23 protein-coding genes and 1 pseudogene are annotated in these 19988 nt (G+C 67.8%); 14 read left to right on the top strand and 10 right to left on the bottom strand.

Features of this window, described 5'->3' with window-relative positions; translation table 11 throughout:
• Window positions 1-13: 13 nt before the first annotated feature.
• Together QP165_RS10135 and QP165_RS10130 are read right to left on the bottom strand one after the other, a co-directional pair.
• Window positions 14-271, bottom strand: coding sequence for a J domain-containing protein (locus tag QP165_RS10135; RefSeq protein ID WP_333995530.1), 258 nt, complete (start codon window positions 269-271; stop codon window positions 14-16).
• Window positions 268-1122, bottom strand: coding sequence for a division plane positioning ATPase MipZ (locus QP165_RS10130; protein ID WP_333995528.1), 855 nt, complete (start codon window positions 1120-1122; stop codon window positions 268-270). The genes QP165_RS10135 and QP165_RS10130 overlap by 4 nt, the downstream gene beginning before the upstream one ends.
• Before the next feature lie 75 nt (window positions 1123-1197).
• On the opposite strand from QP165_RS10130, the gene panC reads away from it, so the two are divergent.
• Window positions 1198-2034 (top strand): pantoate--beta-alanine ligase, encoded by an 837-nt coding sequence (panC, locus tag QP165_RS10125; RefSeq protein ID WP_056017909.1) that lies wholly within the window; start codon window positions 1198-1200, stop codon window positions 2032-2034.
• 80 nt (window positions 2035-2114) lie between these two features.
• Entirely contained in the window at window positions 2115-2411 is a 297-nt protein-coding gene (locus QP165_RS10120; protein ID WP_056017906.1) for a sel1 repeat family protein, read from the top strand.
• A 52-nt stretch (window positions 2412-2463) separates the two neighbouring features.
• Here QP165_RS10120 and topA read toward each other — a convergent pair whose 3' ends face one another.
• The 3 genes from topA to plsY form a co-directional block, all read right to left on the bottom strand.
• Window positions 2464-5085 carry a type I DNA topoisomerase gene (topA, locus tag QP165_RS10115; protein ID WP_333995524.1) on the bottom strand — a complete coding sequence of 874 codons (2622 nt, stop codon included), beginning with the start codon at window positions 5083-5085 and terminating at the stop codon, window positions 2464-2466.
• A gap of 452 nt (window positions 5086-5537) precedes the next feature.
• Entirely contained in the window at window positions 5538-6629 is a 1092-nt protein-coding gene (gene dprA / locus QP165_RS10110) for a DNA-processing protein DprA (protein ID WP_333995522.1), read from the bottom strand.
• A complete protein-coding gene (plsY, locus tag QP165_RS10105; RefSeq protein WP_333995520.1) occupies window positions 6622-7239 on the bottom strand; it encodes a glycerol-3-phosphate 1-O-acyltransferase PlsY in 618 nt (205 codons plus the stop codon). The genes dprA and plsY overlap by 8 nt, the downstream gene beginning before the upstream one ends.
• Window positions 7240-7421: 182 nt before the next feature.
• On the opposite strand from plsY, the pseudogene murI reads away from it, so the two are divergent.
• A pseudogene (gene murI / locus QP165_RS10100) lies at window positions 7422-8217 on the top strand (glutamate racemase).
• A gap of 149 nt (window positions 8218-8366) precedes the next feature.
• The gene (gene hemA, locus QP165_RS10095) at window positions 8367-9623 is read left to right on the top strand and encodes a 5-aminolevulinate synthase (RefSeq protein ID WP_333995518.1); all 1257 of its coding nucleotides are present in this window, start codon (window positions 8367-8369) and stop codon (window positions 9621-9623) included.
• 11 nt (window positions 9624-9634) lie between these two features.
• Here hemA and QP165_RS10090 read toward each other — a convergent pair whose 3' ends face one another.
• The 4 genes from QP165_RS10090 to QP165_RS10075 are packed head-to-tail and all read right to left on the bottom strand — an operon-like array spanning window position 9635 to window position 11825.
• Complete coding sequence (locus QP165_RS10090; protein ID WP_333995516.1) at window positions 9635-10096, bottom strand: DUF3429 domain-containing protein; 462 nt, start codon at window positions 10094-10096, stop codon at window positions 9635-9637.
• Window positions 10096-10806 carry an anti-sigma factor gene (locus QP165_RS10085; protein WP_333995514.1) on the bottom strand — a complete coding sequence of 237 codons (711 nt, stop codon included), beginning with the start codon at window positions 10804-10806 and terminating at the stop codon, window positions 10096-10098. The genes QP165_RS10090 and QP165_RS10085 overlap by 1 nt, the downstream gene beginning before the upstream one ends.
• Window positions 10799-11368: a sigma-70 family RNA polymerase sigma factor gene (locus tag QP165_RS10080; protein ID WP_056017887.1), complete on the bottom strand. Its 570-nt coding sequence runs from the start codon at window positions 11366-11368 to the stop codon at window positions 10799-10801. Before QP165_RS10080 ends, QP165_RS10085 begins: the two co-directional genes overlap by 8 nt.
• Window positions 11369-11378: 10 nt before the next feature.
• Window positions 11379-11825 (bottom strand): hypothetical protein, encoded by a 447-nt coding sequence (locus QP165_RS10075; RefSeq protein ID WP_333995511.1) that lies wholly within the window; start codon window positions 11823-11825, stop codon window positions 11379-11381.
• Window positions 11826-11984: 159 nt separating this feature from the next.
• Here QP165_RS10075 and rpiB point away from each other — a divergent pair, with 159 nt between their 5' ends.
• The 6 genes from rpiB to QP165_RS10045 all read left to right on the top strand — a co-directional run bounded on the left by rpiB (window position 11985) and on the right by QP165_RS10045 (window position 15646).
• Window positions 11985-12443, top strand: coding sequence for a ribose 5-phosphate isomerase B (gene rpiB / locus QP165_RS10070; protein WP_333995509.1), 459 nt, complete (start codon window positions 11985-11987; stop codon window positions 12441-12443).
• The gene (locus QP165_RS10065; RefSeq protein ID WP_333995507.1) at window positions 12440-13750 is read left to right on the top strand and encodes a serine hydroxymethyltransferase; all 1311 of its coding nucleotides are present in this window, start codon (window positions 12440-12442) and stop codon (window positions 13748-13750) included. Before rpiB ends, QP165_RS10065 begins: the two co-directional genes overlap by 4 nt.
• A 5-nt stretch (window positions 13751-13755) precedes the next feature.
• Complete coding sequence (locus tag QP165_RS10060) at window positions 13756-13935, top strand: hypothetical protein (protein ID WP_333995505.1); 180 nt, start codon at window positions 13756-13758, stop codon at window positions 13933-13935.
• On the top strand, window positions 13936-14400 hold the full coding sequence (nrdR, locus tag QP165_RS10055) for a transcriptional regulator NrdR (protein ID WP_056017875.1): 465 nt from the start codon (window positions 13936-13938) through the stop codon (window positions 14398-14400).
• A 161-nt stretch (window positions 14401-14561) separates the two neighbouring features.
• Window positions 14562-14933, top strand: coding sequence for a GIY-YIG nuclease family protein (locus QP165_RS10050; protein ID WP_333995502.1), 372 nt, complete (start codon window positions 14562-14564; stop codon window positions 14931-14933).
• The gene (locus tag QP165_RS10045; protein WP_333995500.1) at window positions 14930-15646 is read left to right on the top strand and encodes an RNA methyltransferase; all 717 of its coding nucleotides are present in this window, start codon (window positions 14930-14932) and stop codon (window positions 15644-15646) included. Before QP165_RS10050 ends, QP165_RS10045 begins: the two co-directional genes overlap by 4 nt.
• A gap of 121 nt (window positions 15647-15767) precedes the next feature.
• Here the strand turns inward: QP165_RS10045 and QP165_RS10040 are convergent, their stop codons facing one another.
• On the bottom strand, window positions 15768-16067 hold the full coding sequence (locus QP165_RS10040) for a chorismate mutase (protein WP_333995498.1): 300 nt from the start codon (window positions 16065-16067) through the stop codon (window positions 15768-15770).
• 181 nt (window positions 16068-16248) lie between these two features.
• Here QP165_RS10040 and rpsD point away from each other — a divergent pair, with 181 nt between their 5' ends.
• The 4 genes from rpsD to QP165_RS10020 all read left to right on the top strand — a co-directional run bounded on the left by rpsD (window position 16249) and on the right by QP165_RS10020 (window position 19986).
• The gene (gene rpsD, locus QP165_RS10035) at window positions 16249-16863 is read left to right on the top strand and encodes a 30S ribosomal protein S4 (protein WP_056017869.1); all 615 of its coding nucleotides are present in this window, start codon (window positions 16249-16251) and stop codon (window positions 16861-16863) included.
• Between the two features lie 173 nt (window positions 16864-17036).
• Complete coding sequence (locus tag QP165_RS10030; RefSeq protein ID WP_333995496.1) at window positions 17037-18668, top strand: M28 family peptidase; 1632 nt, start codon at window positions 17037-17039, stop codon at window positions 18666-18668.
• Window positions 18669-18712: 44 nt separating this feature from the next.
• Window positions 18713-19636 carry an agmatine deiminase family protein gene (locus QP165_RS10025; RefSeq protein WP_443019279.1) on the top strand — a complete coding sequence of 308 codons (924 nt, stop codon included), beginning with the start codon at window positions 18713-18715 and terminating at the stop codon, window positions 19634-19636.
• Window positions 19636-19986 carry a DUF3147 family protein gene (locus QP165_RS10020; protein WP_333995494.1) on the top strand — a complete coding sequence of 117 codons (351 nt, stop codon included), beginning with the start codon at window positions 19636-19638 and terminating at the stop codon, window positions 19984-19986. Before QP165_RS10025 ends, QP165_RS10020 begins: the two co-directional genes overlap by 1 nt.
• The last annotated feature ends 2 nt before the right edge of the window (window positions 19987-19988 follow it).

The following is a 19988-nucleotide window of genomic DNA, read 5'->3' as shown; positions in this document are numbered from 1 at the left end:
CTTGCGTATCGACTTATTTCGGCGCGCGCTTGAGCAGCAGGTCGCGTGCCGCATTGACCCGTCGCGTCAGATCGCTCGACCCGCCGCGGTCGGGATGGACCGAGGCGATCAGCCGGCGGTGCGCGCTGCGGATCGCATCCGCGTCGGCATCGTGACCGAGCCCGAGGATCGACCGTGCCTCTGCCTCGTCCGTCACGCGCTTCGACTTCGGCTTGGGACGCAGATAATGCCAGGCCAGCCAGAGCAGGACCGCGACGGCGATCAGCTTCACGCAGCGACGCCGGCGACGGGGCCTGCCGCGGCCGTCTGCGCCTGCTCGCCGACATCATCGGGCAATTGCAGTGCGGCCATCATCTCGCGCAGTTCCTGGCGCGCGGCAACATGCGCGAGGCCCATGCTACCAAACGCCTTCAGATCGATCATCGTCAGGCCGGCGGGGAACATCTCGCGGTAGATCACGCGCTCGCCGAGGCCGGGGATGATCCGGAAGCCGACGCGCTTCGACAGTTGCGCGAGCGCATCCGACACGCGGCGCATGTTGCGCGCCTCGATATGCTGGAGGCGGTTGCGCAGCACGACCCAGTCGATCGTCGTGCCGTCGGCGCGCGCGCGCTGTTTGCGCGCATCCCAGATGAGTTCGGAATAGAAGCTCGGGCGCGTCACCTGATACGTCTCGGGATCGACCTGGCCGATCAGGTCGAAGTCGACGAAGCTGTCGTTCATCGGCGTGACCAGCGTGTTCGCGAGCGCCGCCGCGGTGCGCGCGAACGGGTCGTCGCGACCCGGCGTGTCGACGACGAGGAAATCCGACCCCTCGCACAGCGAATGCCACAGATCCTCGAACTGGTCCTCGGTCTGCGCGGACAGCGTGGCGTGACGTGGCATCGGCAGCGGAGACCCCGTCCGCTTGATCGTCTCTGCACGATTGTCGAGATAGCGGCCGACGGTCCGCTGGCGATGATCGAGATCGAGGCAGGCGACGCGCGCACCGCGTGCGGCCAGCGCGATCGCGACATGGACGGCGGTCGTCGACTTGCCCGTGCCGCCCTTCTCGTTGGCGAACACGATGACGTGCGGGGACGTCTGGGGGGCAGCATGAGGGGAATCCGGGCCCGTGGCCAACGCGCGTTTCCTTATTGATCGACAGTGTCACCCTTCATAGAAGCCGCGACCGCACTTATCGAGTAGGAGTTTGACGTGCAGACCGTTCGGGACCTGAATATGCTTCGCGAAAGCGTCGCCGCCTTCCGCGCGGCGGGGCAGCGCGTCGCGCTTGTCCCGACGATGGGCGCGCTCCATGCCGGCCATGTCGCGCTGATCGAGGCGGCGAAACGACCGGGGACGAAGGTCGTCACGTCGATCTTCGTGAACCCCAAGCAGTTTGGCCCGAACGAGGATCTCGCGCGCTATCCGCGGCGCGAAATGGCGGACGTGCGCCTGCTGAACGAGGTCGGCTGCGACCTGCTCTGGGCGCCGGGCGTCGACGTGATGTATCCCGAGGGTTTCGCGACGAACATCGCTGTCGCGGGCGTCAGCGAGGGCTTTGACGGTGCCGCACGGCCGGGGCATTTCGACGGTGTCGCGACCGTCGTTGCCAAGCTTTTCAACCAGGTGGGGGCCGACGCCGCCTATTTCGGCGAAAAGGATTTCCAGCAGCTCGCGGTGATCCGCCGGATGGTCGCCGACCTCGACTTCGCGCTCGAGATCGTCGGCGTGCCGACGCAACGCGACGATGACGGGCTCGCGATGTCGTCGCGCAACATCTATCTCGACGACGACCAGCGCCGTCAGGCGGTCGCGCTGCCGCGTGCGCTCGGTGTCGCCGCGCGCGCGATCGCGAAGGGCGAGGATGTCGAGGCGGTGCTCGACGATGCGCGCACGACGCTGGTGGGGGCGGGGTTCGCGATCGACTATGTCGCGCTCGCCGATGCCGAGACTCTGGCCGGCAATCCCGCAGCGGATCGTCCGCGACGGCTGCTCGCGGCGGCGCGGATGGGGTCGACGCGGCTTATCGACAATATTGCCGTCGAATAGGCAGTTCTACGCATTAACCCATTAACCATTTCGCAGGGCGAATCGGTCCAGTCTGTCCGCATGAACATTGGGGACCGACCATGGCTAGCAGGCTCAAGACCACGAATTTCCTGATCGAACGGCGACTCGCCGATGCCGCGCGCGGCGACGGGCGGGCCTGTTACGAGCTCGGGATGGTGTATTCGACGGGAACCGCGGGCGTCGTGCTCGACCTGATCGAAGCGCACAAGTGGTTCAACCTCGCGGCCGTGTCGGGGAACATCGCCGCACAGGAATGCCGCGCGCAGATCGCCGAGGACATGACCGCCCGCGAGATTTCGGTCGCACAGCGCGCCGCGCGCGACTGGCTGCAGCTGACGCAGCGCCGCGCGGCATAAGCCATCTCCCACGCGATCCTCCCCCTGGCGGGGGAGGATCGGAGGCCAGGTATTATTCGGCTGCGGCCTTCTTCTTCGGGGCGGCCTTTTTCGCGGGCGCCTTCTTGGCCGGCGCCTTCTTCGCGGCCGCCGGCTTCGCCTCGCCGTCCTTCGCCGCGGCAGCCTTGGCGGGGGCCTTCTTCGCCGCGGGCTTCTTGGCGGGCGCCTTCTTCTTCTTCTTCGCCGGTGCCGCAGCTGCACGCGCGTCGATCAGCGACGCCGCCTCTTCCAGCGTCAGCTGGTCCTTCTCGATCGACTTGGGCAACGTCGCATTCGTCGTGCCGTCGGTGACGTACGGGCCGTAGCGGCCTTCCATCAGCTTGATCTCCGCCTCGGTCCGCGGATGGTTGCCGAGCACCTTCAGCGGGGCCTGCGCGCCGCGCTGCTGGCGTCCGCCCCCGGCCGCCGCCTCGGCGAGCTTGACGACCGCCGCGTTCATCCCCGTCTCGAACACGTCGGCGGTCGAGGTCAGCCGCGCATATTTGCCCGCGTGCTTGAGATACGGACCATAGCGGCCGATCGCCGCGGTGATCGATTCGCCCGTCTCGGGATGCGTGCCGATCGTCCGCGGCAGGCTCAACAGCTTGAGCGCCCATTCGAGGTCGAGCTCGCCGATGTCCTTGGGGATCGACGCCATCTTGCGCGCCTCGCCCTCGCCGATCTGGATATACGGGCCGAAGCGTCCCGACTTGCGCTCGACGGGCAGGTTCGTTTCCGGATCAACGCCGAGCGTCGAGGGGCCGGTGTCGCCCTCCGCCTCGCCGCCGGGCTGCGCGAAGCGGCGCGTATATTTGCATTCGGGATAGTTGGAGCACGCAATGAACGCGCCGAATTTGCCGCCGCGCAGCGCGAGCTGCCCCTCGCCGCAATTCGGGCAGAGACGCGGATCGCCGCCATCCGCCTTGGCCGGGAACAGATAGGGCGCGAGGAAGGTGTCGAGCTCGGCGGTGATCGCGCTGGGCTGCTGCTCCATCACCTCGTTGGTGCGCGGCTTGAAATCGCGCCAGAACGCGTCGAGCACGGACTGCCACTGCGCGCGGCCGCCCGAGACGTCGTCGAGTTCCTCCTCGAGCTCGGCGGTGTAATCATAGCCGACGTACTTCTCGAAGAAGCGCTCGAGGAACGCCGTCACGAGGCGCCCGGACTCCTCGGCGAAGAAGCGGTTCTTCTCGATCCGGACGTACGCGCGATCCTTCAGCGTCTTGATGATCGAGGCGTAGGTGGACGGGCGGCCGATGCCGAGCTCCTCCATCCGCTTGACCAGCGAGGCCTCCGAGAAGCGCGGCGGCGGCTGCGTGAAGTGCTGCTCGGCGTCGACCTTCTTCTTGGCGGGGGCATCGCCCTCGCGCATCCGCGGCAGGCGACGCGCGTCCTCGTCCTGAGTGTCGTCCGCGCCTTCCTCGTACAGCGCAAGATAGCCGGGGAAGAGAACGACCTGACCGGTCGCGCGCAGAATGTTGCGCCCCGTGCCGTCGGCCATCTCGACCGTGGTGCGCTCCATCCGTGCCGACGCCATCTGGCTGGCGAGCGCGCGCTTGAAGATCAGGTCGTACAGCCGCGCATGATCGCCGCCGCCGGCCTTGTCCTTGCCGAAATCGGTCGGGCGGATCGCCTCATGCGCTTCCTGCGCGTTCTTCGCCTTCGACTGATACTGGCGCGGCTTGTCGGGGACGTAGCTCGCGTCGAAGCGGTTCGCGACCGCGAGGCGCGCGGCGCTGATCGCGCTGCCGTCCATCTGCACGCCATCAGTACGCATATAGGTGATCGCGCCGTCCTCGTAGAGGCCTTGCGCGATCCGCATCGTGTGGTCGGCGGAGAAGCCGAGCTTGCGCGACGCCTCCTGCTGCAGCGTCGACGTGGTGAACGGCGGCGGCGGGTTGCGCGTGGCGGGCTTGGTCTCGACCGTCTGGACCGAGAAATTGCCGTCGAGCACCGCCTGCTTGGCGCGCAGCGCGTCGCCTTCGTTGCCGATCGACAGGCGATCGAGCTTGGCGCCCTCGAACTGCGTCAGGCGCGCCTGGAACGCGGTGCCGTCATGCTCCATCTCGGCCGTGACCGACCAATATTCCTGCGGCTTGAACACATCGATCTCGCGCTCGCGCTGGACGATCAGGCGCAGCGAGACCGACTGGACACGGCCGGCCGATTTGGCGCCGGGCAGCTTGCGCCACAGCACCGGCGAGAGCGTGAAGCCGACGAGGTAATCGAGCGCGCGGCGCGCGCGGTATGCGTCGATCAGGTCGTCGTCGAGCTCGCGCGGGTTCCGCATCGCCTCGGTGACGGTCGCCTTGGTGATCGCGTTGAAGGTGACGCGCTCGACCTCCTTCGGCAGTGCCTTGCGCGCACGCAGCACCTCGCGGACGTGCCACGAAATCGCTTCGCCCTCGCGATCCGGATCGGTCGCGAGAATCAGGCGGTCCGCGGTCTTGGCGAGATCGGTGATCGCTTTGAGCTGCTTCGACTTGTCGGCGTAGTTCTCCCACGTCATCGCGAACTGGTCGTCGGGATCCACCGAGCCGTCCTTGGGCGGCAGGTCGCGGACATGGCCGTAGCTGGCCAGCACGCGATAGTCGCTGCCGAGATACTTCTCGATGGTTTTCGCCTTTGCGGGCGATTCGACGATGACAAGCTGCATGGGGTAACCGGGGTCCTTACGTGTACGCGTACGAGCGTGACGGCGTCGGGGCGGTGCCGTCAAGCGTGGGGTTGGCGGGTGTCGACGCGTCAGATGGGGACGCGATGCCCGAATGTCAGGCGCCGGATGCGGCGAACGCCGCAGCGCCGGCCTGAACGATCCGCCCGTTTCCGTTCAAACGACGGGCCAGGGCCAGGGTATTTCCCGGATTTTGCGCAAGCCGCGGCGGACCTAGTCTCCATCATCATGAGCGATCAATGTCCCTTGCCGGTGCGCCTGCGTTTCGACCAGACAGGGTCCGCGACGGCAGGACGGGCGGACATCGCATTCCTCGCGCCTGTCACCGGCCGGTTTCGCGCTGCCGACTGGTTTCCGAGACGATCGACGATATTTGCAGCGGGTTTGGCGGTGCGGGCCGATCATGGTGGACCGGTGCTGATCCACCGCCGCGGCTAGATCAGGCTGACGCGACCGCCCGCGTGGCGGTCGATATGACCCGCGAGCTCGAGTTCGAGCAGCACCAGCTGCACGACCGCCGGGGGGCGGTGCGACTGGCGGATGAGTTCGTCGACCGCGACGGGGACGGGACCGAGCAGGTCGATGACCGCGCGCCGGTCGGCATCGCTCGCATCCGCCGGCGGGGGTGCGTCATACGTATTGCCCGGGGCGCGGACGGAGCGCGCATCGAACGGGCGGATCTGTTCGAGGATGTCGGCGGCGCTCTGCACCAGCGTCGCGCCCTCGCGGATAAGCAGGTTGCACCCTTGTGCGCGCGGATCGAGCGGGCTGCCGGGGACCGCCATCACCTCGCGGCCAGCCTCGTTCGCAAGGCGCGCGGTGATCAGCGACCCGGATTTCGGCACCGCCTCGACCACCACGGTGCCGATCGCCAGCCCTGCGATGATGCGGTTGCGCGAGGGGAAATTGCGCGCCTTGGGCTCGGTTCCCGGGGGCTGTTCGGCGATCAGCAGGCCTTCGCGGGCGATCCGCTCCTGCAGCGCGCTGTTGTCGGGCGGGTAGGCGATGTCGATCCCGCTCGCGATGACCCCGATCGTTGCTCCATCGGGCCTGCTGCCGAGCGCGCCGATATGCGCCGCGGTGTCGATCCCGCGCGCCAGCCCCGACACTACCGTCGTCGCTTGCTCGGCGAGTTCGTATGCGAGCTGTCGGGCGAACCGACATGCCGCCGCGGATGCATTGCGCGCGCCGACCAGCGCGACACACGAGCGTGTCGCAAGCGCGAGGTCACCGCGCAGGATGAGCGCGGGCGGCGCCGTCTCGATCTCGGCGAGCAGGCGCGGATAGTCCGCGTCGTCGACGAACAGATAGCGCGCCGACAGCTGGTCGGTGGCGGCGATCTCCCGCTCGATCGTCGCGATGTCGGCGAGCGGCGGCGTGCGTCCACCGCCGCGCGCGGCCAGCATCGGCAGCGCCGCGATCGCGGCATCCGCACCGCCGAACCGCATCATCAACTGGCGATAGGTGACCGGTCCGATCCCGGTCGTTCGGATGAGCCGAAGCCGTGCAAGCCTCGGGTCAGCCACCCGGTTGCCGGCTGGAACGGCCGATCCGCGGCTCGGTCCCCGCAAACAGGCGTTCGATGTTGTCGCGGTGCTTGAACAGCACGATCAGCGCGAGCGCGAGGAGCAGCAGGACGAGGTCGAACCGCCCGAACAGCGCCGCCGAGAACGGCGCGCTCAGCGCCGCGGCGATGCCCGCAACGGACGAGATCCGCAGCCCCCCGAGCAGCCCCAGCCAGACCACCGCATAGATTAGCCCGAGCGGCCAATGGAGCGCGACGACGATACCCATCAGCGTCGCAACGCCCTTGCCGCCGCGGAACTTGAGCCAGACCGGATAGCAATGCCCGACGAACGCGCCCGCCGCCGCCAGCAGCGCGTTGCCGGGGAAGAGGTGCGCGACCAGCAGGACCGCGACCGCACCCTTGGCCATGTCGAGCAGCAGCGTCGCGGCCGCGAGCCCCTTGCGCCCCGTCCGCAGGACGTTGGTCGCGCCGATATTGCCCGACCCGATCGTCCGCAGATCGCCCGCGCCGCCGAGCCGCGTCAGGATGACGCCGAACGGGATCGCGCCGAGCAGATAGCTGAGCAGGAGCGAGAGCGTCGGCGCGACCCAGAGTATTTCCGTCTGCAAACTGCTCCCCCGTTTCGCCGGTGCTTATAAACGACGCGGAGCAGACGGCAAATGGCCTGCGACGGGCGACGACCGCGACTGTGCCACCCGCATCCCGACCGCCCGAACCCCGAACCCCGCGTTGCAGGCGATAGCGCGCATGGCGCTGGTTTACGACGCGTGATCCGTCCTAAGGCAACCAGATGGACCAGCGCCCCATCCTGTTCTTCGATCTCGGGCGTCGGCGGCCTGTCGATCGTCGCGCCCGCCCGCGCCGCGCTTCCCGATGCGCCGTTCGTCTACGCCGCCGACACCGCGGGCTTCCCCTATGGCACCAGGAGCGAGGCGGAGATCGCCGCGCGCGTGCCCGTGCTGCTCGGACGGCTCGCCGAACGCTATCGCCCGCGGTTGATCGTGATCGCGTGCAACACCGCCTCGACGATCGCGCTGCCCGTGGTACGCGCGGCGCTCGACCTGCCGGTGGTCGGCACGGTCCCGGCGATCAAGCCCGCCGCCGCGCTGTCCGTGACGCGGACGATCGGCGTGCTGGGCACCGAGGCGACGGTGCGCCAGGCCTATGTCGACGACCTTGCGGCGCGCTTCGCGGGCGACTGCACGGTGTTGCGACACGGATCGGCGGCCCTGGTCGAGATGGCGGAGGCCAAGCTGCACGGACGCCCCGTCGCGGCGGAGCGGTACCGTGCGGTGCTCGACGGGCTGTTCACACAGCCGGGCGGCGACCGGATCGACGTGATCGTCAACGCCTGCACGCATTTCCCGCTGGTCGAGCGCGAGCTCGCCGCCGTCGCGCCCGGTATCGCGTTCGTCGACGGCGGCCCCGGCATCGCCGCCCGCATCACCCATCTGACGCAGGGGCAGTCCTGGCCGTCGGGCGGGGCAGGCGCGGGGATCGCGGTCGTCACGCGGCTGGGTGACGAAGACCGCGCGCTGGCGCCGGCGCTCGCCGCGCACGGGTTCGCGACGCTCGAACAGCTCTGAGCCCGATCCTGGGACCAGACGCTGGGACAATATGCCCGCTTGCTTCGGCGCGGTCTCATGGCAATGTTCTATAAGGACGGGGAAAGCGATCACCGTTATCACGGGATCGCACTGGAAATGAGCGAAGGTGAGGCGTAGTGCCCAAGGTCATGAGTACGGACGCCACCAAGACGCATGGTCTGGAACCGCGAGTCGATTATTCGCGCGTGTTCACGCAGGCCATCGATCGCCTGCACGCCGAAGGCCGCTACCGCGTCTTCATCGACATCCTGCGCAACAAGGGCGCGTTTCCGAACGCGCGCTGCTTTGCCGGGCATAATGGCCCCAAGCCGATCACCGTCTGGTGCTCGAACGACTATCTCGCGATGGGCCAGCACCCCAAGGTCATCGCGGCGATGGAAGAGGCGCTGCACGATGTCGGCGCAGGGAGCGGCGGCACGCGCAACATCGGCGGCAACACGCATTACCATGTCGACCTGGAGGGCGAACTCGCCGATCTCCACGGCAAGGAAGCCGCGCTGCTGTTCACCAGCGGCTATGTCTCGAACGAGGCGACGCTCGCGACTCTCGCCAAGGTCCTGCCGGGCTGCATCATCTTTTCGGACGAATTGAACCACGCGTCGATGATCGCGGGAATCCGCAATTCGGGCTGCGAAAAGCGTGTGTTCCGTCACAACGACCTCGCGCATCTCGAGGAACTGCTCGCCGCCGAGGACCCCAGCGCGCCGAAGCTGATCGCGTTCGAGAGCGTCTATTCGATGGAAGGCGACATCGCGCCGATCTCGGCGATCTGCGACCTCGCCGACCGGTACAACGCGCTGACCTATTGTGACGAGGTGCACGCGGTCGGAATGTACGGCGCGCGCGGCGGTGGCATTTCGGAGCGCGATCAGGTCGCGCACCGGATCACGATCCTCGAGGGGACGCTGGGCAAGGCGTTCGGCGTGATGGGGGGCTATATCGCCGCCGATCGCACGATCGTCGACGTGATCCGCAGCTACGCACCCGGGTTCATCTTCACGACCTCGCTGTCGCCGGTCCTCGTCGCGGGCGTGCTTGCCAGCGTGCGGCACCTCAAGGCGTCGAGCGTCGAGCGCGACGGGCAGCAGGCGTCGGCAGCGATGCTCAAGGCGATGCTCAAGGACGCCGGGCTGCCGGTGATGATCGGCGACACGCATATCGTGCCCTTGATGGTCGGCGATCCGGTCAAGGCGAAGAAGATCAGCGACGTGCTGCTCGCCGAATACGGCGTGTACGTACAGCCGATCAACTATCCGACCGTGCCGCGCGGCAGCGAACGGCTCCGCTTCACGCCGGGGCCTGCGCATACCGAGGCGATGATGCGCGAACTGACCGACGCGCTGGTCGAGATCTGGAGTCGGTTGGACCTGCGCAAGGCCGCCTGAGCCGGACCGGCCTAGAGCGCCGCCGCCGCGAGGGTCAGGACGCCGAGTCCCAGAGACAGCGGCGCGCGCAACGCCATCCATCCCGGTGGTGCGATCCCGGCGCGGACGAGCGCGCGGTCGACCAGCAGCGCACCGATCAGGCTGATCCCCAGCACGACCAGCGACGGCCCCGGCCAGCGCAGCCCGACCATCCACGGCCATGCCGTCACGAGCGCGATCAGCGAAGGCGCGACGCTCGCAAACCACAGCCAGCGCGGCGGCGCCTCGGTCCGGGCGGCAAGCCCCCACCACAGCCCGCCAAGAAAGCTCAGGATCAGCGCGGCATAGGCGTAGGCGACGGCGAGCGCGGAAAACCGGCTGGCGGGATCATTGCCGAGCAGGAGCGCGACCGCACCCAGCTGCGGCAACAGCCCCGAGAGACCGAGCAAGGCTGCGATACGCGGGATACCGCCCGGCGCGGCCGGCTTGGTCATCATACGCGTGCGACGACGCCCGTCGCGACGACTGGACCAGTCGGCAGGCCGGTCGGCGAACCACCCAGCGGCTCGACCGAAATCGCAAGCGTCGCGCCCGCGACGATGCGGCGGCGGTCGACGCCTGCCGGTGCGAGCACGGTCGGCTGCGCTGCGAGCAGGCCGAGCGCATGCGGCACGCCGTCGCCGCCGATCACCCAGAGCTGTGCGACACGCGCATCGGGAACGCCCGGCCCCGCTGCGACGCGCAACGCGCCGGTCGCGGGATCGAACACCGCCGCGACGGGCGACTTCGCGTCGCCCAGCATCGCGACGAGCACGCTGCTCGGGCGGGCCGCCGGGATCGGCTGCGAGACGGGGGGCGATTCGCGGGGTTCGACCGCGATGAACACGAGCAGGCAGGCCGCGACCGCGCTGCTTGCCGCGGCGAGCCACGGCCATGGCGACCGGCGCGTCGGTATCGCGGACACGGTTCCGGTCGCCTCGGCGCGGCGTACCGCGTCGAGGCTGGCCTCGATCCGCGCGACGAGGTGCGGTGGCGCGTCATGTTCGGGCCATAGGTCAAACAATGCGGCGAATTGCGTGCGCCACCATTCGACGTCGGCGGCGAAATCCGGATCGGCGAGCACGCGGCGCAGCGCCGCCGCGCGGTCCTCGCCCTCGAGCAGGCCCAGCGCGAATTCGCCGGCAAGGGGGTCGCGATCAGGCACCAAGGCAGTCCTTCAGTCGCGCGAGCCCGCGGCGGACCCAGCTTTTCATCGTGCCAAGCGGGACGGCGCGCCGGATTGCGAGCTCGGCATAGGTCACGCCGTCGAAAAACGCGGTACGGATGACATCGCGGTGCTGCGCGTCCAGACCGTCGAGGCAGCCATGCAGCCGGCGCGTCGATTCGTCCGCGAGCAACAGCGTTTCCGCGGTCGGCGTGGGATCGGCAATCTCGGGTGCGTCCTCGAGCGGCGCTGCACGGCGCAGCGTCTGCGCGCGCTGCCAGTCGATCGCGCGGTTGCGGGCGATCGTCGCCAGCCAGGTGATCGGACTCGCACGGCCGGGCTCCCACGCCCCCGCGCGCTTCCAGATCGTGAGATAGACGTCGTGCAGCACATCCTCCGCGGCTTGAGCATTGCCGCAGATACGCAGGGTGATGCCGAAAAGCTTCGCCTGGGTCAGCGCATAAAGCTCGCGAAAGGCATCACGGTCTTCCTGTCCGGTCCGGATGAGGACGGCGGAGAGATGGGCGCGGGCGGCATCGGCCTGGGGCTTGGACAGTGTCACGCAGCGGACACTAGCGTGCTGATCCGTCGCGACAATAGCCTTCGCCCGTCTTGACCGTCAGGCAGTCGGTCTTGCCGGCCAGATATTTCAGACCCGTAGCGTCGCCATCGGTCGGGCGCAGGATTTCGCGCACGCCGCCGCGCGTGAAGACGATCGTGTCGCCGACCGCCTGCCCGTCGAACTCGCCCTTGTTGTCGAGATCCCACTGCATCGCGAGACGGAAGCGCCCCGGGGCCGCTGCGGGGGTGATGTCGAGGACCATGCCCTCGACCCCGATCCACCGCCCCGACAGGTCGCGCGTCTGCGGCGCGACGACCTTTTCCGGGCGGGTGGTCTCGGTCGCGCCTGCCGACGTCGCGACCGGCTCGCTACGCGTCTCGGGCGCGGGCTTGGAGCAGGCGGCAAGCGCAAAGGTCAAGGCAAGGGCAGGGGCGGCGAGAAGGTTAAAGGCGTTCATGGCGTATCCTTGACCGCAGCAGGGCGGTCATTGCAATCCTCCTGCGGCAGGGGGAGGATCGTTCGCGCCTCCAGGCGCATCGCGCGAACAGGTGTGGCAAATTCCGGCTCGGGTGGGTAAGGGGCTGGGCACCCGATCCCGATCACAGGAATACGCCAGGTGCGCATCGCCATCGCGTCCGACCACGCCGCCGTTTCGTTGAAAGCGGTGCTTGCCGCGTGGCTGACCGAGGCAGGGCACGACGTGCTCGATCTCGGACCCCAGGGCACCGCGAGCGTCGATTATCCCGATTATGGCTATGCGCTGGCCGCCGCGATCGAAGACGGTCGCGCCGAGCGCGGGATCGCGCTGTGCGGCTCGGGGATCGGCATCTCGATCGCCGCGAACCGCAACCCCGCCTGCCGCTGCGCGCTCGTGTCCGAGCCGTTGTCGGCGAGCCTCGCGCGGATCCACAACGACGCCAACGCCATCGCGATCGGCGCGCGGCTGATCGGCGAGGAAATGGCCAAGGCGTGCGTCGAAGCCTTCCTGTCCGCCGATTTCGCCGGCGGCCGTCATCAACACCGTGTCGACAAGCTCTCCGCCATCGACAGCGTTTCAGCAAAGGTCCCCGCATGAGCACCCAGCCCAACACGCTCCATGACGTCCAGCCGGACGGCTTTTTCACCCGCGGTCTCGCCGACGCGGATGCCGCAGTGTTCGCCGGCGTCGCCGCCGAGCTCGACCGCGAGCAGACGCAGATCGAGCTGATCGCGTCCGAGAACATCGTCTCGAAGGCGGTGCTCGAGGCGCAGGGTTCGGTGTTCACCAACAAATATGCGGAAGGCTATCCGGGCAAGCGCTATTATCAGGGTTGCGCGCCGTCGGACACGGTCGAGACGTTAGCTATCGAGCGCGCCAAGCAGATCTTCGGCTGCGGGTTCGTCAACGTCCAGCCGCATTCGGGCGCGCAGGCGAACGGCGCGGTGATGCTCGCGCTGGTCAAGCCCGGCGACACGATCCTTGGCATGAGCCTCGATGCGGGCGGCCACCTGACGCACGGCGCCAAGCCCGCGCAGTCGGGCAAGTGGTTCAACGCGATCCAGTACGGCGTCGATGCGACCACGCACCTGATCGACTATGACGCGGTCGAGGCGCTGGCGGTCGAGCATCAGCCAAAGCTGATCATCGCGGGCGGCTCGGCCTATCCGCGGGTCATCGACTTCGCGCGCTTCCGCAGCATCGCGGACAAGGTCGGCGCGTATTTCATGGTCGACATGGCGCATTTCGCCGGGATCGTCGCAGCCGGCCTGCACCCGACGCCGTTCGGCCATGCGCATGTCGTGACGACGACCACGCACAAGACACTGCGCGGCCCCCGCGGCGGCATGATCATGACGAATGACGAGGCCATCGCGAAGAAGATCAACTCGGCGGTGTTTCCGGGGCTCCAGGGCGGGCCGCTGATGCACGTGATCGCAGCCAAGGCGGTCGCGTTCGGCGAGGCGCTCCAGCCCGACTTCAAGAGCTATATCGCCGCCGTCGTCGAGAATGCGAAGGTGCTCGCGGCGACGCTCAAGGAGCGCGGTTCGGACGTCGTTTCGGGCGGCACCGACACGCACCTCGCGCTGATCGACCTCACGCCGCTCGGCATCACCGGCCGCGATGCGGACGAGGCGCTCGAGCGCGCGGGGATTACCTGCAACAAGAACGGCATCCCCAACGATCCGTTGCCGCCGATGAAGACCAGCGGCATCCGCGTCGGTTCGCCGGCGGGCACGACGCGCGGCTTCGGCCCGGCCGAATTCCGCGAGATCGGCAACATGGTCGCCGACGTGCTGGACGGGCTCGCGAAAAAGGGCGAGCATGGGGACCCGGAGGTCGAGGCGGACGTTCGGACGCGTGTTCGCACGCTGTGCGCGCGCTTCCCGATCTATCAAGGATGATGAGCATGTCGAAGATCGACGAAATCCAGAACGACATCAACGCGACCCCCGGCCTCGGCAAGAGCATGGCCAAGTGGAGCGCGCTCGGCGCGGTCGTGGCGATCCCAGTGCCGGTGATCGGGCCGATCTTCGGTGCGCTCGCCGGCGCGGGCTATGCCTATTACAAGGGCAAGAAGAAGGTCTGAATGCGCTGCCCCTTTTGCGGACATGACGACAGCCAGGTAAAGGACAGCCGCCCCACCGAAGACGGGGCGGCGATCCGGCGCCGGCGCCAGTGCGAGGGCTGCGCCGCGCGTTTCACGACGTTCGAACGCATCCAGCTGCGCGAACTGTTCGTGCTGAAGAGCGAGGGGCGCAGGGAGCCGTTCGACCGGGAGAAATTGCTGCGGTCCTTGTCGATCGCGACGCGGAAACGCGCGATCGAGGCGGGGCGTATCGAGAAGCTCGTGAGCGGGATCCAGCGCCGGCTCGAAACGCTGGGCGAGAACGACGTGACGTCGAAGCGGATCGGCGAAATGGTGATGGACGGGCTCAAGGGGCTCGATTCGGTCGCGTATATCCGGTTTGCGAGTGTGTACCGGGACTTCAGCGAGGCGAAGGACTTCGAGGCGTTTGCCGGGAGTGTCGAGGAGGTCGGGCGGGCGGAGTGATCCGGGCCTGTCCTTCGGTACGCGCTCTCGACTTCGCGCGATCGCTACTCGGGACGAACGGCTGCATTGTGCCAATATTCTTAGCGACCTGCCCCATGCCCGTTCGTCCCGAGTAGACGTCGAGCTTGTCGAGACGGCGTATCGAGGGATAAGCCCCGCCGATGACATTCTGGGCCTATGTGGTGCGCTGCGCCGACGACAGTTATTATACCGGACATACGGACGATCTGGAGCGCCGGGTCGGCCAGCATAACCTTGGCGAGATTCCGGGCTACACGCAGACAAGACGCCCGGTCGAGCTGATGTGGAGCCAGGAATTCCCCTCGCGGCAGGAGGCGCTCGCGGCCGAGTTTCAGGTCAAGGACTGGTCGCGCAAGAAGAAGGAGGCGCTGTTCCGCGACGACTGGGCGGCAGTGTCCGCGGCGGCGCGCAAGCCGGAGCGCGCCGAACCTGTCCCTCGATACGAGGTCTCGACGAGCTCGACCTCTACTCGGGACGAACGGGATGGGGAGTCGCAGCCCCACCCCCGGTGATCGTCCTCGTCCGCCCCCAACTCGGCGAAAACATCGGCAAGGCCGCGCGCGCGATGCTCAATTTCGGGCTCGTCGAGATGCGGCTCGTGTCCCCGCGCGACGGCTGGCCCAACCCCTCCGCCGGCCCGGCCGCTAGTGGTGCCGACATCGTCCTCCAGAACGCGCAGGTCTACGACAGCGTCGCGGCCGCCACTGCGGACTGCGCGCAGGTCTTCGCCACTACGGTCCGCAAGCGTGGCGTGACCAAGCCGGTCGTCACCCCCGAACAGGCCGCGACCGAAATCCACGCCGCCCCCGGCCGCTCCGCCATCCTGTTCGGACCCGAGCGCTCGGGCCTCGAAACCGACGACGTCGCGGTCGCGCGGACGATCATCACGGTGCCGATCAATCCCGAATTCGGGTCCTTGAACCTCGCCCAGGCGGTGATCCTCGTCGCCTATGAATGGTCGAAGGGGCTGACCGCGGAGCGCGAGCTCAGCCAGCCGTCGATCAACCCGATCATGCCGCCCGCACCGCAGGAGGAGCTCGACGGGATGATCGGGCAGCTCGACACGATGCTGATGGGGGCGGGATTCTTCTATCCGCCCGACAAGATCCAGACGACGCGCCGCACGCTGCGTACGCTGCTGACCAAGCCCGGCTGGTCGAGCCAGGAGATCAGGACGATGCGCGGGGTGTTGTCGTCGCTGGCGGGGAAGAAGCCCCGGGGTTGACCTGTGTCATTCTGGGCTCGACCCAGGATCCAGAGCCAGAGAGGGCGGCGTTTGTGGCTCTGGATCCTGGATCAAGTCCAGGATGACGGGAGCGGGGCGGCGGCGTCCTCCGCAGCCCGTCTCAGCGCCGGTCGAACGCCGCCAGCTCATACGCGATCGACGCCTCGACCAATCCCTCCCACAGATCCGCGATCGCCGCATCCGGCAACCCCAGCCGTGCGGCTTCCGCGCGCGCATTCTCGATCACCTGCGCTTTTCGCGCCTGGTCGCGCACATGCCCCCGTTCGGGTTTGATGCGCGCGGCGGCGTCCATATAGGCGAAGCGTCTGGCCAGCATCGCGACGAGTTCGCGATCGAGCGCGTCGACGCCCGCGCGGACCTCGGTCATGGTGGTGCAGTCGGGTCCGGATAGGATGGTCATGCGCGCCTCTTGCCGAGCGACCCGCAGCCTGTCCAGCTTGACTCTGGGGCGCCCTCCGTCTAGGCGCCCGCCTTCGCAATGGCCCTGCACCCCGGTGAAGCGGTGGCCCTGCCTTGTCCTAAACGACGACCAGCAGAGCGATACCGGGACCAACGTTGTTTGCATTTGCAAAGGTTTTATCATGTCGAAGCGTCAAAGCGCGAAGTACAAACTCGATCGCCGTATGGGCGAGAACATCTGGGGCCGTCCCAAGTCGCCGGTCAACAAGCGCGAATACGGCCCGGGCCAGCACGGCCAGCGCCGCAAGGGCAAGGTCAGCGATTTCGGTATCCAGCTGCGCGCCAAGCAGAAGCTCAAGGGCTATTACGGCGACGTGACCGAGAAGCAGTTCCGCGCGTGCTACCATGAGGCGGCTCGTCTGAAGGGTGATACCTCGCAGAACCTGATCGGCCTGCTCGAGCAGCGTCTCGACATGATCGTCTACCGCGCCAAGTTCGCGCCGACGATCTTCGCGGCACGCCAGATCGTTTCGCACGGCCACATCCGCGTCAACGGCGTGAAGTGCAACATCGCCTCGCGTCGCTGCTTCGTCGGCGATGAGATCACGCTGGGTTCGAAGGCGCAGGAAATGGCGCTGGTGATGGAAGCGCAGAGCCTCGCCGAGCGCGAAATCCCTGACTATGTCGCTCCCGATGGTGCGGCCAAGGTCACCTTCACGCGCGTGCCCACGCTCGACGAAGTGCCCTATCCGGTGAAGATGGAACCGAACCTCGTCGTCGAATTCTACTCGCGCTAAGTCGAGCGACGCGAGACCGGCCGGCGTCGCTCAAGCGACGTCCGACGACGTGGCTTTGCCACGGCGCGGTCCGAAACAGAAAAGGGCGGTCCTTCGGGGCCGCCCTTTTTCGTTGCGTGGACATAGCGATCGCGCTTTGCCAGAGACGCGCGGCATTCACTCGGGAGATCCCTATGCGCGCTGCCCTTCTGTCCCTGCTCCTTCTCGGGACCGCCGCATCGGCGCAGACCGCGCCCGCGATCTCGGTCGAGACGCTCAAGACCGTCACGCAGACGCTGTCGTCCGACGCGTATGAAGGCCGCGCGCCAACCACGCCCGGCGAGGCGAAGACCGTCGCCTATCTCGTCGCGCAGATGAAGGCCGCGGGGCTGAAACCCGGCAACAGGGGCAGCTGGACCCAGGACGTGCCGATGGTCGAGATCACCGCAAAGGACGTGAAGCCCTTCGTCTTTACCGGCGGCAAGACCCCCGTCAGCCTCGCCTATCGCACCGACATGGTCGCCGGCACCTACCGCGTCGCGCCGACCGCGACCGTGACGAACAGCGACGTCGTGTTCGTCGGCTACGGGATCACCGCGCCCGAAAAGGGCTGGGACGATTATGCGGGTGTCGACGTGAAGGGGAAGACCGTCGTCATCCTCATCAACGACGCCGACTGGCAGACGATGGGTCGCGAGGGGCCGTTCGAGGGCCGCGCGATGACCTGGTATGGCCGCTGGCCGTACAAGTTCGAGAATGCGGCGAAGCACGGCGCGGCGGCGGCGATCATTGTCCATGATACCGAGCCCGCGGCCTATCCATGGGCGGTGGTGCAGTCGTCCTGGACCGGGCCGCAGCTCGAGCTCGACGAGAAGGGCGATCATCTCGACCAGTCGCAGGTCGTCGGCTGGATGCAGAAGCCTGCCGCCGAGCGCGTTTTCGCGAGTGCGGGCAAGGATTATGCGGCGCTCGCCGAGGCGGCCAAGGTGAAGGGCTTCAAGGCGGTACCGCTCGGCCTCAAGCTGTCGACCGGCTTTGTCAACACGATCCGGCGCCAGGCGTCGAAGAACGTCATCGGCGTGCTGCCGGGGACGACCGCACCGAACGACTATGTGCTGTATTCGGCCCACTGGGATCATCTCGGCCGCTGCGATGCGGTGGGCGGCGACGACATCTGCAACGGCGCGGCGGACAATGCGACGGGCACCGCGGGGCTGATCGCGCTCGCACAGGCGCATGTGAAGGCCGGCCCGGCGAAGCGCTCGCTCGCGTTCCTCGCGGTGACCGCGGAGGAATCGGGGCTGCTCGGCTCGCGCTATTATGCCGAGCATCCCATCTATCCGCTCGCGCGGACGGTCGGCGGCGTGAACATGGACGTGCTGAACGTCGACGGCCGCGTGAAGGACTTCGTGCTGACGGGGGCGGGCAAGTCGGAGATCGAGGATCTGGTCAAGCCGTTCGTTGCCGCGCAGGGCCGCGTGATCGGCGTCGAGGCCAACCCCGAACGCGGCGGCTATTACCGCTCGGACCATTTCAGCTTCGCCAAGCTCGGCGTGCCGATGCTCGACGGCGGCAGCGGCGAGGACCTCGTCGTCGGCGGCACCGCGGCGGGTCATGCCGCGCGCGAAGACTATGTCGCCAACCGCTATCACAAGCCCGCGGACGAATATGACGCCACATGGGACTGGTCGGGTGCGGTCGAGGATCTGACGATCTATTACGGGCTCGGCCGCAAGCTCGCCGACGACACCGGGCTGTGGCCCAACTGGTACAAGACCGCCGAATTCCGCAACATCCGCGACAAAGATCGCGCAGGAGCCAAGTAAGTGACGACACTCCCCCGCCCGCCGAATGGGCGCATCACAAGGCCGTGTGGATCGGCTTTCCGAGCCATGCCGATCTGTGGCTCGACGATCTCGAACCCGCGCGTGACGAGGTCGTCGCCTTTGCCTCCGCAGTCCATGCCGACGGCAAGGGCGAGACGGTGATCCTGGTTGCCGCGGACGAGGGCTCGGCGCGGACCGCGCGCCGGCTCGCGCCGTTTGCCGAAGTCGTGGTCGAGCCGTTCGGCGACATTTGGCTGCGCGACACCGCGCCGATCATCGTCGGCGACGGCACCGCGCACCAGTTCGTGTTCAACGGCTGGGGCGGCAAATACGACCTGCCCGGTGACGACACGATCGGCCGCCGTCTGGCCGAGAGTCGCGGCAAGACGCTCGCGGCGTTCGACTGGGTGCTCGAAGGCGGCGCGGTCGATGGCGACGGCACCGGCGTGGTCGTCACGACCGAGCAGTGCCTGCTCAACCGCAACCGCAACCCCGACCTCGACAAGGCGGGGATCGAGGCGCGGCTGAAGTCCGATCTCGGCTTCAGCCAGGTCGTGTGGCTCGGCGACGGGCTCGTCAACGATCATACCGACGGCCATGTCGACAATCTCGCGCGTTTCGTCGGCGAGGGTCGCGTCGCGATCCCCGAGGCAGCCGAGAACGACCCCAACTGGCAGGTCTATCAGCTGGCGAAGCGCGCTGCGGAACGCGCCGGCCTGACGGTGGTCGGCATCCCGTCGCCCGGCCGCGTGCTGCGCGACGAGGAGATCGTGCCCGCCAGCTACATGAATTTCTACATCGGCAATGCCGCCGTCGTCGTGCCGCTCTACGGTGCGGAGAATGACGACGCCGCGGTCGCGGCGATCCAGGCGATCTTCCCCGATCGTCAGGTCGTCGGGCAGCGTGCGGACCACATCCTGACCGGCGGCGGCAGCTTCCACTGCATCAGCCAGCAAATCCCCGGCTGATGCTCGCCTTCGCGGTCCGCGCGGTCCTGTCCGGGATCATCGTCGCGCTGATCGCGGCGGTTGCCCGGCGGAATCCGGCGGCAGGGGCGCTGGTCGCGTCGCTGCCGCTGCTGTCGGTGCTCGGCATGATCTGGCTGTGGCACGACACCGGCGACCGCGTCCGGCTGGCCGCGCATGCCGAGGCGACCTTCTGGTACGTGCTGCCGTCGCTGCCGATGTTCCTGCTGATCCCGGCGCTGTTGCGGCACGGCGTCGGCTTCTGGGTTTCGCTTGCTGCCGGTTGCGTCCTGACGATCCTTCTCTATCTCGCGGTCGTTGCAATCGCGGCGCGCTTCGGCGTGACGCTCTAGGA

Origin of the sequence: Sphingomonas sp. 22R3R2A-7, from assembly GCF_036856055.1 — a bacterium.
Lineage (GTDB): Bacteria > Pseudomonadota > Alphaproteobacteria > Sphingomonadales > Sphingomonadaceae > Sphingomonas.
This window is presented reverse-complemented; position numbering and strand designations above follow the sequence as displayed.

What these genes read in the sequence shown, in the direction of transcription:
- QP165_RS10030 (WP_333995496.1), top strand. Translation starts at nt 17,037, where the DNA reads ATGCGCGCTGCCCTTCTGTCCCTGCTCCTTCTCGGGACCGCCGCATCG.
- topA (WP_333995524.1), bottom strand. Translation starts at nt 5,085, where the DNA reads ATGCAGCTTGTCATCGTCGAATCGCCCGCAAAGGCGAAAACCATCGAG.
- nrdR (WP_056017875.1), top strand. Translation starts at nt 13,936, where the DNA reads ATGCGCTGCCCCTTTTGCGGACATGACGACAGCCAGGTAAAGGACAGC.
- QP165_RS10020 (WP_333995494.1), top strand. Translation starts at nt 19,636, where the DNA reads ATGCTCGCCTTCGCGGTCCGCGCGGTCCTGTCCGGGATCATCGTCGCG.
- QP165_RS10050 (WP_333995502.1), top strand. Translation starts at nt 14,562, where the DNA reads ATGACATTCTGGGCCTATGTGGTGCGCTGCGCCGACGACAGTTATTAT.
- QP165_RS10120 (WP_056017906.1), top strand. Translation starts at nt 2,115, where the DNA reads ATGGCTAGCAGGCTCAAGACCACGAATTTCCTGATCGAACGGCGACTC.
- QP165_RS10060 (WP_333995505.1), top strand. Translation starts at nt 13,756, where the DNA reads ATGTCGAAGATCGACGAAATCCAGAACGACATCAACGCGACCCCCGGC.
- QP165_RS10090 (WP_333995516.1), bottom strand. Translation starts at nt 10,096, where the DNA reads ATGACCAAGCCGGCCGCGCCGGGCGGTATCCCGCGTATCGCAGCCTTG.
- rpsD (WP_056017869.1), top strand. Translation starts at nt 16,249, where the DNA reads ATGTCGAAGCGTCAAAGCGCGAAGTACAAACTCGATCGCCGTATGGGC.
- QP165_RS10065 (WP_333995507.1), top strand. Translation starts at nt 12,440, where the DNA reads ATGAGCACCCAGCCCAACACGCTCCATGACGTCCAGCCGGACGGCTTT.
- QP165_RS10075 (WP_333995511.1), bottom strand. Translation starts at nt 11,825, where the DNA reads ATGAACGCCTTTAACCTTCTCGCCGCCCCTGCCCTTGCCTTGACCTTT.
- hemA (WP_333995518.1), top strand. Translation starts at nt 8,367, where the DNA reads ATGAGTACGGACGCCACCAAGACGCATGGTCTGGAACCGCGAGTCGAT.
- QP165_RS10040 (WP_333995498.1), bottom strand. Translation starts at nt 16,067, where the DNA reads ATGACCATCCTATCCGGACCCGACTGCACCACCATGACCGAGGTCCGC.